Annotated in this window: 15 protein-coding genes; 6 read left to right on the top strand and 9 right to left on the bottom strand. The window is 57.7% G+C overall.

Going from position 1 to position 15067, the window contains the following annotated elements; all coding sequences use genetic code 11:
- Window positions 1–104 precede the first annotated feature (104 nt).
- The 7 genes from V6F91_RS13490 to V6F91_RS13520 all read right to left on the bottom strand — a co-directional run bounded on the left by V6F91_RS13490 (window position 105) and on the right by V6F91_RS13520 (window position 8517).
- Window positions 105–821, bottom strand: coding sequence for an ABC transporter ATP-binding protein (locus V6F91_RS13490; RefSeq protein WP_332765167.1), 717 nt, complete (start codon window positions 819–821; stop codon window positions 105–107).
- Complete coding sequence (locus tag V6F91_RS13495; protein WP_208938939.1) at window positions 818–1690, bottom strand: ABC transporter ATP-binding protein; 873 nt, start codon at window positions 1688–1690, stop codon at window positions 818–820. Before V6F91_RS13495 ends, V6F91_RS13490 begins: the two co-directional genes overlap by 4 nt.
- Window positions 1687–2991, bottom strand: coding sequence for a high-affinity branched-chain amino acid ABC transporter permease LivM (gene livM / locus V6F91_RS13500; RefSeq protein WP_332765171.1), 1305 nt, complete (start codon window positions 2989–2991; stop codon window positions 1687–1689). The genes V6F91_RS13495 and livM overlap by 4 nt, the downstream gene beginning before the upstream one ends.
- A 3-nt stretch (window positions 2992–2994) precedes the next feature.
- Window positions 2995–3909 carry an ABC transporter permease subunit gene (locus V6F91_RS13505; protein WP_208938941.1) on the bottom strand — a complete coding sequence of 305 codons (915 nt, stop codon included), beginning with the start codon at window positions 3907–3909 and terminating at the stop codon, window positions 2995–2997.
- A 241-nt stretch (window positions 3910–4150) separates the two neighbouring features.
- On the bottom strand, window positions 4151–5284 hold the full coding sequence (locus V6F91_RS13510) for a branched-chain amino acid ABC transporter substrate-binding protein (protein ID WP_090280841.1): 1134 nt from the start codon (window positions 5282–5284) through the stop codon (window positions 4151–4153).
- Window positions 5285–5652: 368 nt separating this feature from the next.
- Window positions 5653–6936, bottom strand: coding sequence for an FAD-binding oxidoreductase (locus V6F91_RS13515; RefSeq protein ID WP_332765175.1), 1284 nt, complete (start codon window positions 6934–6936; stop codon window positions 5653–5655).
- Window positions 6937–7026: 90 nt separating this feature from the next.
- Complete coding sequence (locus V6F91_RS13520) at window positions 7027–8517, bottom strand: aldehyde dehydrogenase family protein (RefSeq protein ID WP_332765177.1); 1491 nt, start codon at window positions 8515–8517, stop codon at window positions 7027–7029.
- Window positions 8518–8682: 165 nt separating this feature from the next.
- Here V6F91_RS13520 and V6F91_RS13525 point away from each other — a divergent pair, with 165 nt between their 5' ends.
- Window positions 8683–9579 (top strand): LysR family transcriptional regulator, encoded by an 897-nt coding sequence (locus V6F91_RS13525; RefSeq protein WP_332765179.1) that lies wholly within the window; start codon window positions 8683–8685, stop codon window positions 9577–9579.
- 109 nt (window positions 9580–9688) lie between these two features.
- Here V6F91_RS13525 and V6F91_RS13530 read toward each other — a convergent pair whose 3' ends face one another.
- Window positions 9689–10315: an XRE family transcriptional regulator gene (locus V6F91_RS13530; protein WP_332765181.1), complete on the bottom strand. Its 627-nt coding sequence runs from the start codon at window positions 10313–10315 to the stop codon at window positions 9689–9691.
- 360 nt (window positions 10316–10675) lie between these two features.
- Between V6F91_RS13530 and V6F91_RS13535 the strand changes: the two genes are divergently transcribed.
- The gene (locus tag V6F91_RS13535; RefSeq protein ID WP_332765183.1) at window positions 10676–12082 is read left to right on the top strand and encodes an alanine/glycine:cation symporter family protein; all 1407 of its coding nucleotides are present in this window, start codon (window positions 10676–10678) and stop codon (window positions 12080–12082) included.
- Here V6F91_RS13535 and V6F91_RS13540 read toward each other — a convergent pair whose 3' ends face one another.
- On the bottom strand, window positions 12083–12241 hold the full coding sequence (locus V6F91_RS13540; protein WP_332765185.1) for a hypothetical protein: 159 nt from the start codon (window positions 12239–12241) through the stop codon (window positions 12083–12085).
- Between the two features lie 27 nt (window positions 12242–12268).
- Between V6F91_RS13540 and V6F91_RS13545 the strand changes: the two genes are divergently transcribed.
- From V6F91_RS13545 to nadE, 4 genes are read left to right on the top strand one after another with little or no spacing between them, the layout of a single operon-like run.
- Entirely contained in the window at window positions 12269–12538 is a 270-nt protein-coding gene (locus V6F91_RS13545) for a hypothetical protein (protein WP_332765187.1), read from the top strand.
- Entirely contained in the window at window positions 12531–12785 is a 255-nt protein-coding gene (locus V6F91_RS13550; RefSeq protein WP_332765189.1) for a hypothetical protein, read from the top strand. Before V6F91_RS13545 ends, V6F91_RS13550 begins: the two co-directional genes overlap by 8 nt.
- 50 nt (window positions 12786–12835) lie before the next feature.
- Window positions 12836–14059 (top strand): nicotinate phosphoribosyltransferase, encoded by a 1224-nt coding sequence (pncB, locus tag V6F91_RS13555; protein ID WP_203420521.1) that lies wholly within the window; start codon window positions 12836–12838, stop codon window positions 14057–14059.
- 4 nt (window positions 14060–14063) lie between these two features.
- Complete coding sequence (gene nadE / locus V6F91_RS13560; RefSeq protein ID WP_332765192.1) at window positions 14064–14891, top strand: ammonia-dependent NAD(+) synthetase; 828 nt, start codon at window positions 14064–14066, stop codon at window positions 14889–14891.
- The last annotated feature ends 176 nt before the right edge of the window (window positions 14892–15067 follow it).

A 15067-nucleotide genomic window follows, 5' to 3' on the forward strand; every position in this document is an offset into this window, starting at 1 on the left:
TTCCACAATTGCCGAATTCACTCCTACAAGGGGTCGCGGTGGATTCAAGAGATAAAAAAACCCCGACATTTGCGTGTCGGGGTTTGCGGACAATCTGTGATTAATCAGTGCCCGCCCAGATAGGCGTTACGCACCTCCTCATTCACCAGCAGCTCTTTACCGGTGCCGGACAGGCGAATCTCGCCGTTGACCATGACATAGGCGCGATCCGACAGCTTCAGCGCATGATTGGCATTCTGCTCGACGAGGAAAATCGTCATGCCGGTTTTCGCCAGCTCACGCAGCGTTGCGAAGATCTGCTTCACCACGATCGGCGCCAGCCCCAGGCTCGGTTCATCGAGCAGCAACAACTTCGGTCGGCTCATCAATGCCCGCGCGATGGCGAGCATCTGCTGTTCACCACCGGACATGGTCATCGCCCGCTGGGTGCGCCGCTCTTCGAGCCGGGGAAACAGCTCGAACATGCGCTGCATGTCCTCTTTGGCGTATTTGTCGCCAATCGGGATAGTGCCCATCAGCAGGTTTTCCTCAACGGTCATGTCGGGGAATACCCGCCGCCCTTCCGGCGATTGCGCAATGCCGTTGGAAGCGATGTAGTGCGATGACTTGTGGGTGATGTCGACGCCCTGGTAGAGAATCTGCCCACCCGCTGCGCGTGGCTGGCCGAAAATCGACATCAGCAAGGTTGATTTACCGGCACCGTTGGAGCCGATCAGGCTGACGGTCTCGCCTTCGTTGATCTGCAGCGAAACACCCTTGAGCGCCTGGATCGGGCCGTAGAACACATCGAGGTCTTTCAGTTCGAGGATGGGTTGGGTCATGCCACTTCCTCTTCGTCGGCGCCCAGATAGGCCGCGATCACTTTCGGGTCGTTGCGGATCGCTTCCGGCCCGCCTTCGGCAATCACGATGCCGTGGTCCAGTACCACGATGTGGTCGGAAATGCTCATCACCATGCCCATGTCGTGTTCGATCAGCACCACGGTCAGATCATGCTCGTCGCGCAGCAGCCGGATCATCGCGCTCAGCGCTTCGGTTTCCTGAGGGTTGAGGCCGGCGGCCGGTTCGTCGAGGCAAATGATCTGCGGCCGCGTGCACATGGCCCGGGCGATTTCCAGACGACGTTGCTGACCGTAGGACAATTCCCCGGCGAGGCGGTTGGCGCAGTCGACCAGATCGACCACTTCCAGCCAGTAGAACGCGCAGTCCAGCGCATCGCTCTCGGCTTTTCGGTAGCCCTTGGTGTTGAGGATGCCAGCCAGCATGTTGCGGTTGACCCACATGTGCTGGGCCACCAGCAGGTTTTCCAGCACCGACATTTCCTTGAACAGGCGAATGTTCTGGAAAGTCCGCGCCAGACCGGCACGGTTCACCAGATGGGTGCCGCCGAACATCTTGTAGTACAGGCGACTGAGGAAGGATTTCGGCGAGACGAAGTCGGTCGGTTTGAACGACTCGCCCAACAACTGGATGACGTTGGTCTGCTGGCCGCGCACGTTGAGTTCGATCTTGCCGCCTGAAGCCTTGTAGAAACCGGTCAGGCAGTTGAACACCGTGGTCTTGCCGGCACCGTTCGGGCCGATCAGGGCGAAGATCGAGTTGCGTTTGACCTTCAGGCTGACATCGCTCAAGGCCTTGATGCCACCGAAATGCATCATCAGTTTTTCAACGGAGAGTACGACTTCACTCATGGCGCAGCCCTCTCGTAGTGAATGGCACCTTTGCGTGGTTTGACCCCGGAGCGGCTGATGCGGATCAGCCCGCGTGGTCGCCAGATCATCATCAGCACCATCAGGATGCCGAACAGCAGCACACGATATTCAGCGAAGCCACGCAACAGTTCCGGGGCGACGGTGAGCACGAACGCAGCGATCACCACGCCGATGGTCGAGCCCATGCCGCCAAGCACGACGATGGCGAGGATCAGCGCCGATTCGAAGAAGGTGAACGAGGTTGGGTTGACGAAGCCTTGATAGGTGGCGAAGAACACCCCGGCCAGACCCGCCGTCGACGCACCGATGGTGAACGCCGAAAGCTTGACCAGTACGTGATTGAGGCCCATCGAGCGGCAGGCAATCTCATCTTCGCGCAACGCTTCCCAGGCGCGGCCGACCGGCATCTTCACCAGACGATGCTTGATGTACAGCACGGCCAATACCACGAGGAACAACACCGCGTAGATGAAGTAGTACTTCACATCAGGGTTGTAGGCGATGCCGAAGAACTCGTGAAACGGTACCCCGCCATCCTTTGCGCGCTTGCCGAACTCCAGACCGAAGAACGTCGGCAGTGGCGCCGGCATGCCGTTCGGGCCGCCAGTCAGCGACAACCAGTTATTGAGGATCAGGCGAATGATTTCACCGAAGCCCAGGGTCACGATCGCCAGGTAGTCGCCGTGCAGACGCAGCACCGGGAAACCGAGGATGCAACCGGCAAGGCCGGCGGTGATTGCCGCCAGTGGCAGCACCGTCCAGAAACCCAGACCGAGATACTGGTACCCCAGCGCCAGGCCATAGGCGCCAATGGCGTAGAACGCCACGTAACCCAGATCAAGCAGACCAGCCAGACCGACCACGATGTTCAGGCCCAGCCCCAGCAGCACGTAGATCAATCCGAGAATGACCACCCCCAGCAAATAGGAGTTGGAAACAAACGGAACAATGATCGCCAGCACAATCATCAGCGGGATGATCCAGCGCAGCCGCGATTTGTAATCCGGCGGTAGCACATGCACGCCGGAGCCGCTGCTTTCGAAGCTGTCGAGGATCTTCAGGCCTTTTGGCGTTTGCAGGAACAGGCTGAGGGCAAAGCGCCCGGCCATGACGATGGCGATGATCCAGGCCACGCGGGTCGATTCCAGATTGAAGCTGTAGCCGTCGAGCACCACGCCGACAATCGGTCCGAACACGATCAGGGCAATCAGGCCGGCGAGAATCGCCTCAACCAGGCTTTTTTTGATATCGATGGATTTTTCAGTGGTTGTTGAAGACATCGTTTACACCTTCGACACAAGAGGACGGCCCAACAGACCTTGCGGTCGGAAGACCAGAACAAGTACGAGCAGCGAGAAGCTGAACACGTCTTTGTAGTCGGAGTTGACCAGGCCGGAGAACAATGACTCGGAGATGCCGAGGATGATCCCGCCGAGCATGGCGCCAGGCAGCGAACCGATGCCGCCGAGTACCGCGGCGGTGAACGCCTTGATGCCGATGATGAAGCCGGCATAGAAGTCGAAGGTGCCGTAGTTCATGGTGATCAGCACGCCGGCCAGTGCGGCCATGGCTGCACCGATGATGAACACGTAGGAAATCACTCGGTCGGTGTTGATCCCGAGGATCGAGGCCATCTTGCGGTCTTGCTGGGTGGCGCGGCACATGCGCCCCAGCTTGGTGTATTTGATGATGTAGGTCAGCAACCCCATGCCGACGAAAGCGGCGATCAGGATGAAGACTTTGGTGTAGGTCAGTTGCACGAAGCCGCTACCGACTTCGACACGCCAGGCACCGGTCAGCAGGGTAGGCACGCCCTGTTGTTTGGCGCCCTGGGCGATCTGTGCATAGTTTTGCAGGATCAGCGAGATACCGATGGCGCTGATCAGCGGTGCCAGTCGGGTCGAGTTGCGCAGGGGCTTGTAAGCGACGCGCTCGATGACCCAGCCATACACCGCCGTCACCACGATGGTGAAGATCAGGGTGCCGAGCATCAGCAGCGGGAAGGATTCGATACCGAAGTAAGCCAGCAGAGCCAGACTGATTGCCGCCAGGTAAGCGGAAATCATGTAAACCTCGCCGTGGGCGAAGTTGATCATGCCGATGATGCCGTAGACCATTGTGTAGCCGATGGCGATCAGGCCATAGACCGACCCGAGGGTCAGACCGTTGACCAGTTGCTGCAGGAAAATACCATCCATAACGCAATCTCACGCAGTGAGAACCTGCGCACACTGGGCGCGCGGTTCTTCTAGGAAAATTACAGATTTACGTCGGAGCAATGTCGGAGAGTGATCAGCCCGCCCCACGCAGGCCCCTTGTGGGAGCGAGCCTGCTCGCGAAAGCGGTTGAACATTCAACACAGAGGTTGCATGTCAGTGCGTCTTCGCGAGCAGGCACGCTCCCACAGGGATTTGCATGATCAGATGATCACCTCAGCCCTTACTTCTGTTTTTCCAGCTGGTGGTATTTGCCGTCCTTGTCCCACTGGTAAACCACGTAGTCGGAGACTTTCAGGTCGCCCTTGGCATCCCAGGTCTTCTCGCCCATGACGGTTTTCACCGGGTTGGCTTTCAGCCACTTCGCCGCCGCTTCGCCGTCGTTTTTCTTTGCGCCGTTGAACGCAGCGGCCAGGGTCTGGACCGAGGCGTAGGCGTACAGGGTGTAGCCTTCAGGCTCGGTGCCAGCCTTGCGGAAAGCATCCACTACGGTTTTGCTGTCAGGCAGCAGGCGCGGATCGGCGCCGAAGGTCATCAGCACGCCGTCGGTGAATTGCGGGCCACCAGCGGTGGTCACCAGTTCGTCGGTCACAATGCCGTCATCGGACATGAACTTGACGTCTTTCAGGCCTTGTTCACGCAGCTGGCGAACCAGTGGACCGGCTTCCGGGTGCAGGCCGCCGAAGTAGACGACGTCGGCGCCGGCACCACGGATTTTGGTGACGATGGTGCTGAAGTCTTTCTCGCCACGGGTCAGGCCTTCGTACAGCACCGGTTTGACGCCGCGTTTTTCCAGCTGAGCCTTGGTGGCGTCTGCCAGGCCTTGGCCGTAGGTGTCCTTGTCGTGCAGCACGACGACTTTCTTGCCTTTGAGCATGTCGACGATGTAGTCGCCGGCGACGATGCCCTGCTGGTCATCACGCCCGCACATGCGAAACATGGCGCTCAGACCGCGCTCGGTGACTTGCGGGTTGGTCGAGCCTGGAGTAATCGCGATGATCCCGGCTTCGTCGTAGATTTCCGAGGCTGGAATGGTCGAAGAAGAGCAGAAGTGACCGACCACGCCGGCGACTTTCTGGTTGGTGAGGTCCTTGGCGACCGTTACGGCCTGCTTCGGCTCGCAGGCGTCATCGCCCTTGACCAGAACGATTTTCTCCCCGTTGACGCCGCCCGCCGCGTTGACTGCGTCGGCCGCCGCCTGTGCCCCTTTCATGTACTGCTCGCCAAACGCCGCGTTGGCGCCCGTCATTGGACCTGCTACACCGATCTTGATATCAGCTTGAGCAAACGCAGAAACACCCAGCGCAGCAGCTACTGCGAGGGCCAGAAAGCCTTTCTTGTAAAACGTCTGGGACATGAGGTGGTGCTCCAAGGTTTTTTTTAGTTGGCACTGCGACTTCACTTCACTCAAAGCTCAGAGCAAGGCCCGTGCCAGCGGTTTTTTATTCTTCAAAAAGTCGCTGCTTTCTTGTTATTTCGACTGTTTCGTTCCCATTTTCATTGGGCGTGCAACCGTCTAAACCGCGGAAGGTGAAACCATTGTTTTTTTCAGGCGCAACCTGCGTGCGCCATCATTGCAACCGCAGCGGCAAACGACGTGCAACCAGCCTGTAACAGCCCGCGTCACCGAACTGCACACTGCTGGTGCGGGACTGCTACAACCCGCACCATTACAGGCTAGTCGCTCGATTGAAAAGCGCCGCTTCCGGCAACAAATTTCAACACTCAAATGACGATGCGCAGGCACTGGCCCGCGTGATACAGCGAAAAACCGGCTTCGTACAGGCAACTGCGCAAGCCAACGCCGGCCAGGGGCTGCATCGGTGCAAAGGGAATCGGCAGCGCCTGAGCGTCGCCGTTGCACAAATAGTCGGCGAAGGCTTTGCCGACCACGGTGCCGGTGGTGACACCGCGGCCGTTATAGCCAGTGACGGCCACCAGTCCCGGTGCCGGTTCGAACAGACGCATCAGGTGATCGGGCGTAAAAGCAATGCGCCCGGTCCAGGTGCATTCCCATTCGACCGGCTTCAGATTGGGGAAATAATGCTGCTGCACCCGGTCGGCCCAGGCCTTGAGAAACCAGGTCGGTTTCTGATTGCCATTGCCGAGGCTGCCCAGCAACAGGCGCCCGTCCTTGTCACGGCGGATGCTGCTCAGGACCTGACGGGTGTCCCACGACCCCTGCCCGCCGGGAAGAATTTCCTGTGCGGCGTCTTCGCTCAGCGGGACGGAGGCGACCTGATAGTAGTAACCGGGAAAAAAATTGCGCTTGAGTTCGGTCCAGTCGCCTTCGGTGTAGGCATTGGAGGCGATCACCACTTGCTCGGCAAGCACCGAGCCTTGCCCGGTCTGCACCGACCATTGCTGGCCGACGCGTTCGAGGCGGGTGACCGGCGAATGATCGAACATCTGCCCGCCGAGCCCGAGTACGGCGTTGGCCAGCCCGGTCACATACGCCATCGGGTTGAGCGTGCCAGCGCGACGGTCGAGAAGCGCGGCGGCGATTTTCTGCGTGCCGGTGGCTTGTTCACAGGCCTTGCCGGTCAGCAGTTCGACCGGCGCGCCACGGCGCTGCCATTGTTGCTCGCGACTGCGCAGGTCGGCCTCGCCCTTGGCGTTATGAGCCATGTGCAAGGTGCCTTCGCGGCGCAGTTGGCAATCGATGTTGTATTTGTCCACCAGGCTGAACACCAGCGCCGGCGCCGCACCGAGCATGCGGTTGAGCTGACTGCCGACCGCCTCGCCGAAACCGGCTTCGATCTCGTCAGGCGGGATCCAGAGGCCGGCGTTGACCAGCCCGACATTGCGCCCGGAACCGCCCTGCCCGGCGCGATGGGCCTCGACAATGCAGACGCTTTTGCCTTTTTCCAGCAAGTGCAGCGCCGCCGACAACCCGGTGAACCCGGCGCCGATCACGCAGACATCAACCTTGACCTCACCCTTGAGCGCGGTGTGTTCCGGGCGTTGTGGCGTGAGCTTTTCCCACAGACATTCTTCGCGTAACGGCATTGCCAAGCTCCTGTCGGAGCAGCTGCAAGCTTCAAGCCCCAAGCAGCAAGCCGATCAGCCTGTCGCTTGGGGCTTGAGGCTTGCCGCTGCTTAATCGAATGTGATGCCCTGGGCCAACGGCAGCTCAAGCGAATAGTTGACGGTGTTGGTCTGCCGGCGCATGTACGCGCGCCAGGCGTCGGAGCCGGATTCGCGGCCGCCACCGGTTTCCTTTTCGCCACCGAACGCGCCGCCGATTTCCGCGCCGCTCGGGCCGATGTTGACGTTGGCGATGCCACAGTCGCTGCCGACCGCCGACATGAAGCGCTCGGCCTCGCGCACATCGGTGGTGAAGATGCACGACGACAAGCCTTGCGGCACGGCATTGTTCAGGCGCAGTGCTTCCTCGAAATCGCTGTAGCCAACCACGTAGAGAATCGGCGCGAAGGTTTCGCTGCAAACCACGTCGCTCTGCTCGGGCATTTCGACGATGGCCGGCGACACGTAGTAGGCGTTAGGGAACCGATCTTCAAGTTGACGCTGGCCGCCGAACACCCGACCGCCCTCGCTCAACGCCTGCTCCAGCGCATCCTGCATGTTTTCGAAGCTGTGCTTGTCGATCAGCGGGCCGACCAGATTGCCTTGCAACGGATGGCCGATACGCACTTTCGAATACGCGGCTTTGAGGCGAGTGACGATTTCTTCTTTCACCGACTCATGGGCGATCAATCGGCGCAACGTGGTGCAACGCTGCCCGGCAGTGCCGACGGCGCTGAACAGGATGGCACGCACGGCCATGTCAAGATCGGCGCTCGGCCCGAGGATCATCGCGTTGTTGCCACCCAGTTCCAGAATGCTGCGGGCAAAACGCGCGGCGACTTTTGGCGCCACTTCGCGGCCCATGCGCGTGCTGCCGGTGGCGCTGATCAGGGCGACACGCGGATCATCGACCAGCGCTTCACCGGCATCGCGACCACCGATGATGACCTGGCAAAGGCTCGCCGGCGCATCGCTGAAATTCTTCACCACGCGATCAAACAGCGCCTGACAGGCCAGCGCGGTCAGCGGGGTTTTCTCCGACGGTTTCCACACCACCGGGTTGCCGCAGACCAGCGCCAGCGTGGTGTTCCACGCCCACACCGCGACGGGAAAGTTGAACGCACTGATCACCCCGACCACGCCCAACGGATGCCAGGTTTCACGCATGTGGTGGCCCGGACGCTCGGAAGCGATGGTCAAACCGTACAACTGACGCGACAGGCCGACAGCGAAATCGCAGATGTCGATCATCTCCTGCACTTCGCCCAGACCCTCCTGGGTGATCTTGCCCGCCTCCCACGAGACCAGCTCACCGAGATCGGCCTTGTATTCGCGCAACACTTCACCAAATTGGCGCACCAGCTCGCCGCGACGCGGGGCCGGTACCTTGCGCCATTGCTCGAATGCATGATCGGCGCGACTGATGTGCTGCTCGACTTCCGCCGCGCCTTCCCAGTTCACGGCGGCAATCCGGCTGCCGTCGATCGGCGAATGCACCGGCACTTTGCCGTTCTGGTGCAGGGCCGGGTTCACTCCGAGACGATCAAGCAATGCGGCAACCATGGGTCACTCCTCAAGCGAAAAAACTGAATGTGTGCGGTCGCCTTTTGCGACCGGGGCAGGCCTTTAGTTGTAGCGTTCAATGGCGAAGGCAACAAACGACCTTTACGCCAGATATCATTCCGTTTATTCATGCTGAGCATAGAAAGACAAGAAAAAGGACTGGCCATGCTGAACAAACGCCACTTGCCCTCGATCACCGCATTGCAATGCTTCGAGGCTGTGACCCGGCACCTGAGCTTCACCCGCGCAGCGCAAGAGCTGAACCTGACCCAGAGCGCCGTGAGCAAACAGGTCGCGCAGCTTGAAGAATTGCTGCAGCACTTGCTGTTCCGCCGCGTACGCCGGCGCTTGCAGATGACCCCGGCTGGGGATTTGTACTTGGTGGAGGTGAGGAAAATCCTCACCCAGGTTGAGATGTCGACGCATTACCTGCGTTCCTACGGCGGCGAAACCGAAGTCCTGCGCGTCTCCACGCCGTCGACCTTCGGCGCGCGCTGGCTGGTGCCGCGCCTGAAAGGCTGGCGCCTGCGGCATCCATCGATCCATCTGGACCTGTGCAACGAGCAGGAGGCGGACGATCTGCTGCAAGGGCGCAGCGACCTGGCGTTCTATTTCGGTCAGGGCGCGCGACCGGGAACTGAGTGCCTGAAACTGTTCGGCGAAGAGCTGGTGCCGGTCTGCGCACCGGGCAGCCTGCCGGACACGCCGTTTACTGATCCGACGCAACTGACCGATCTGGTCCTGCTGCAAAATGCTTCACGTCCGCAGGCGTGGCACGACTGGTTCGACAGCCAGGGTTACCAGACCGAACACAGCTATCACGGGCCGCGTTTCGAGACTTTCTATATGTGCATTCGCGCAGCCCAGGTGGGCTGCGGCGTGGCGTTGTTGCCACGGTTTCTGGTGGAAGAGGAATTGGCCGACGGCAAACTGGTCATTCCCTGGGCGCATGCAATGCCCAGCACGGATGCCTATTACCTGGCATATCCGGAACACGCGGCGGAAGTACCCAAGGTGCGGGATTTTGTGACGTGGATGCTGGAGCAGATTGATAGCCCCTGAACACCTCCCTGTTAAAGCTGTCGAGTGCAACGAGGCTGCGATCTTTTGATCTTGAAAACAACATCGGAAAATCGAAGCCCCGCTCCACTCGGAGTTTTTTACAGGATGGTTATCCAGCAATAACGAACAGGCCTTCCACAATCCTGGATTGGGCCAGACGCGCGCGCAGATCATCATCAATGGCGCAATCATCAGGCTCATATAACCGAACACGGCGATACGCGTCGATGGGATTGATTTCCTGCCCCAGATATTCCCACACAACCCTGGAGCACGCGGGAGCGCGATGATCCGCAGCGGAAACGCCCATCTTCAACCCATTGAGCCGCGTGATGCAGCTCTTGAAGCTTGGAATAAGAATGGTCTGGCAAATTTCGTTAGAGGTAAGCGATTCATAATCTATAAAAAACAAACGATCCCGAAGGTGATAGGCAATACCCAGATATTGGTAGCGTTCGAAGCCTTCTGCTGTTTCAGAAATCTGCAAGCGCTCGTTTCGCTCATATACGATTTCATCGCCCTCTGCCCGCACATGTACCAGAGAGCACAAAATAGAGCCGGGCTCAGTCATCGCGTGGTAATACTCGTAGTAATAACCAATATGCGCCTTTAACTCCGACGAAGACTGCTTGCGTAGATGTTCATGCATCATTTGTGAAGCAGCCATTTCCCCTGAAGATTTATTCTTACCGGCCTTCAGGCCGGTCAATGCAATGAATTGTTCGGCCGGCAGCATGATTTCGCACTCTTCGACCCCAAAAAAATCACAGATGCGCTTTAGATTAAAAGGCGTAGGGAAACTTTTCCCACATAGATATTTATTGAATTGCCCACGATTGATGCGAATTTTCCTACAGACCTCCGCGACAGATCTGTAATGACTACATAGCAGCTTTAAGTTAGCCGGAAGAAATCCGCTCATACAACAACCTAATACAGACGAGAAAGGCGCAACCATAGCAGCAACTCGCATCACATTTAAGCAACTTGCGAAATTGCATCAAATCAAATATGGCGGGATATTACGACGCCTGAATGACTTCAGGACTGACCACACCACTGATTTGCCAGCACTCTAAATAGCAAGGAGCTTTGAATGCTAGATGTCATCAACGACTTTCTTTCCAGCAGGGTATTAATACCTTTTGTTCTTGGTCTAGGGGGTTATTTCACGATTCGATCGAGGTTTGTTCAACTCAGATACTTCCCTCATATGTTCGGTGTTTTACACGGTAGCTGGCGCGCAGACGGCCACCATTTGAGCTCACTCCAGGCGCTGACACTCAGCCTTGCCGGGCGCGTAGGTACCGGAAATATCGTCGGGGTCGGGATAGCAGTGAGTATGGGTGGGCCCGGCGCCGTGTTCTGGATGTGGATGACTGCACTTCTGGGCATGTCCAGCAGCTTCTTTGAATGCACGCTGGGCCAACTCTACAAACGCAGCGATAGCAAGGGTCTCTATAGAGGTGGCCCGTCCTGGTACATACAGCATGGTCTGAACAAGCGCTGGCTGGGGTTGATCGTGGCCATGCTGATGCTGGTGACATTCGGATTTGCCATCAATGGTCTCGAATCCCATGCGGTATCGCACTCCCTGAAAGACGCATTTGACTTGTCGCCCATGTGGTCAGGACTCGCGCTTTCCCTGATGCTGGGCATCGTATTCATCGGTGGTATAACGCGCATCGCAGCAGTAGCCGATCTGTTGGTCCCTCTTAAGGTTCTCGCCTACATCGGCGTGACGGCGTATGTGCTGGTTCTGCAGTTTGGACAAGTACCGATAATGCTGATGACCATTATCAAAAGCGCATTTGGTCTGGATCAGGCGTTCGGCGGTCTGGTTGGCAGCGCAATCATCATGGGAGTCAGACGTGGAGTATTTTCCAACGAAGCCGGGCTGGGCAGCGCTCCCAATGTTGCGTCGGTGGCGAAAGTCAGCCATCCCGTTGCACAAGGTGCTGTTCAGGCATTGAGCGTTTTCATCGATACGTTCGTGGTCTGCACCTGCACTGCGCTGATGATCTTGTTATCCGGCTTTTACAATCCGGGATTTGAAGGTGACGGTATTGCCCTGGCCCAAAACTCCTTGGCAGCCGTGGTAGGTGAATGGGGAAGAATGTTTATAAGTATGGTACTGGCATTGTTCGTATTCACGGCAATGCTCTATAACTACTATTTAGGAGAAAACAGCTTGCGGTTCATGTTCGGTGACCCTACGAAATCGCTGATCATCTATCGACTCCTGGTATTGGTATTGGTGTTCTGGGGGGCCAACGAAGATTTATCCACAGTTTTGGCTTTTGCCGATATCACCATGACTTTACTCGCGCTCGTAAACCTGACGGCGATGGCCCTCCTTTTCAAGATTTGCCTGCGTGTCTTGCATGATTATGAACTCCAACGTCGCGATGGAATCAAGACACCCGTTTTTGATTCGAAATTGTTTCTTGACTTAGACCTGGACCCAATTGCATGGCCACCAACACCAGCGCATAAAGAATAACTAAACGTAGCGATCCGGCTTTCCAATCGAAAGTCGGTTGGCTGCCAATCCAAGCCAAATCAGCGCTACAGAGTAATTAGCTGAAGCAATCACCTTGCAAACAATCAATATTCTCAAAATTCCAGCATCAAGAGCATTGAACTCTTCTATCTCTTGCATCCAAGCCACCTTTACGGACTCAATGGCATGAATCGTTTTTATCCGCTGAAAGCAAACGCAACCAACATTCCAACGTTCTTCATAGACTCATATGCAGCACGTGATCAGTTATTTGAAGATGCATGCTTCAGAATCCGCGCCGCGACAGGCCTTCTGGAGACGTTCACATCGGTCGCTATCAAAGGCACCGATGACACCGACTTTTACCGCCTCATACTTCCTGCCTATTTGTTGCTTCAGGACGGCGTAGATACGTTGGAACAGATTTCTTTCAAGGGAGACGGTCTACATGCCTAAGATAGCGACCGATGAGATGATCAGAGCAGCGATGTTCAAGGCGGTGGAAACAAGCTTGATACCAAGGCACTCGTTACTCGCCGAGTATTTGAAAAGCTGGGAGTGCATCGAGCAAGTGCTTCACGCTGCGCTTGAGGTACAACCGAAAATGAACAATTTTTGCGGCTTGAGATGTATGGCCTCAGAGGATCTATCGCCTGAAAGCAAAAAAGCGCTGGCAATCTCCACCGCCGATATGCGCCACTAGCGCCATCGATATAGACCGCGCAACGGCGCGGCGCACATGGAGACCCCGTTATGAGCGAGAGTGTGTTTGCCGATCGCATCGTGCAGAACCTGCTCGACACCGACTTCTACAAACTGACGATGATGCAGGCGGTGCTGCACAACTACCCCAACGTCGAGGTCGAATGGGAGTTCCGTTGCCGTAACAGCGAGGACCTGCGCCCGTATCTGGCCGAGATCCGCTTTCAGATCGAGCGCCTGGCCGAAACCAGCCTGAGCGGCGATCAACTGAATTTCCTTGAACGCATCAGTTTCCTCAAACCGGACTTTCTGCGTTTTCTCGGGCTGTTTCGCTTCAACCTGCGCTACGTGCAAACCGGCATCGAGAACGGCGAGCTGTTCATCCGCCTGCGCGGGCCGTGGCTGCATGTGATCCTGTATGAAGTGCCGCTGTTGGCGATTGTCAGCGAGGTGCGCAACCGCCATCGCTATCACGATATGTCGCTGGAACGCGCGCGCGAGCAGCTGTACCGCAAATTCGACTGGCTGAGCGCCAACGCTTCAGCCGATGAACTGTCGCAGCTGCAAGTCGCTGATTTCGGCACGCGCCGGCGCTTCTCCTATGGTGTGCAGGCCGAAGTGGTCAACGTGCTCAAGCACGACTTCCCCGGCCGTTTTGTCGGCACCAGCAACGTGCATCTGTCGCGCGAACTCGACATGAAACCGCTGGGCACCATGGCCCATGAGTGGATCATGGCCCACCAGCAACTCGGTCCGCGCCTGATCGACAGCCAGATTGCCGCGCTCGATTGCTGGGTCCGCGAGTACCGCGGTCTGCTTGGCATCGCCCTCACCGACTGCATCACCACCGATGCCTTCCTCGGTGATTTCGATCTGTTTTTCGCCAAGCTGTTCGACGGCTTGCGCCATGATTCCGGTGACCCGGTGGCTTGGGGCGAAAAATGCATCGCCCACTACCACAAACTCGGCATCGACCCGATGAGCAAGACCCTGGTGTTTTCCGACAGTCTGACGCTGCCAAAATCGCTGGAGATTTTCCGCGCGTTACACGGTCGCATTAATGTGAGCTTCGGCATCGGGACCAACTTCACCTGCGACATTCCGGGTGTCGAACCGATGAGCATCGTGCTTAAAATGACCGCCTGCAACGGCCAGCCGGTGGCGAAGATCTCCGACGAGCCAGGCAAGACCCACTGCAAAGACCCGAATTTCGTCGCCTATTTGCGACATGTGTTCCAGGTTCCTGCCGATTCCAGTCTATCTAGCAAGGAGTGAATTCATGCAAGCCGTACAGCGTGAGATTGCTGAGCAGCTCAAGGTGCAACCGCCATTCGCCGACGACCAGGCCCTGCAGGCCGAAGTCGCCCGGCGTCTGACGTTCATTCAGGATTGCCTGGTCAATTCCGGGCTCAAGACTCTGGTACTCGGTATCAGCGGTGGCGTCGACTCGCTGACTGCCGGCCTGCTGGCGCAGCGCGCCATGCGTGAGTTACGCGAAAAGACCGGCGACGCTGGCTACAAATTCATCGCCGTGCGCCTGCCGTACGAAACCCAGTTCGACGAGCACGACGCTCAGGCTTCGCTCGATTGCATCGCCCCGGACGAAATCCACACCGTCAACATCGGCCCGGCCGTCAAGGCGCTGGCCGCGCAGGTGGGTGCGTTTGAAGGCAAGCCGGCGGCGTCGGTGGATTTTGTGCTGGGCAACACCAAGGCACGCATGCGCATGGTTGCGCAGTACACGATTGCCGGCGTGGCGGGCGGTCTGGTGATTGGTACCGACCACGCGGCGGAAGCAGTGATGGGCTTTTTCACCAAGTTCGGTGATGGCGCTTGTGACCTCGCCCCGCTCAGCGGTCTGGTGAAAAATCAGGTTCGCGCAATTGCCCGTAGCTTTGGTGCACCGGAGTCGCTGGTCGAAAAAGTGCCGACGGCGGATCTGGAAGATCTATCGCCGGGCAAACCGGACGAGGCGGCGCATGGCGTGACCTACGCCGAGATCGATGCGTTTCTGCACGGTAAAACCGTGCGTGACCAAGCGGCGAAAATCATTGTCGATACGTACAACAAGACCCATCACAAACGGGTCATGCCGTTTGCGCCTTGATTTTACAAAGGCATGAAAAAGCCCGCTGGGGAGTGATCCTCAGCGGGCTTTTTTTTGGCCAGATCATCTATCGATGCTGATGGCCCCTTCGCGAGCGAGCTCGCTCCCACAATGACCCGTTTGTTCACAAAATGCGTGACCGACACAGCATCCTGTGGGAGCGAGCTTGCTCGCGA

The organism is Pseudomonas koreensis (assembly GCF_036668835.1).
Lineage (GTDB): Bacteria > Pseudomonadota > Gammaproteobacteria > Pseudomonadales > Pseudomonadaceae > Aquipseudomonas > Aquipseudomonas koreensis_I.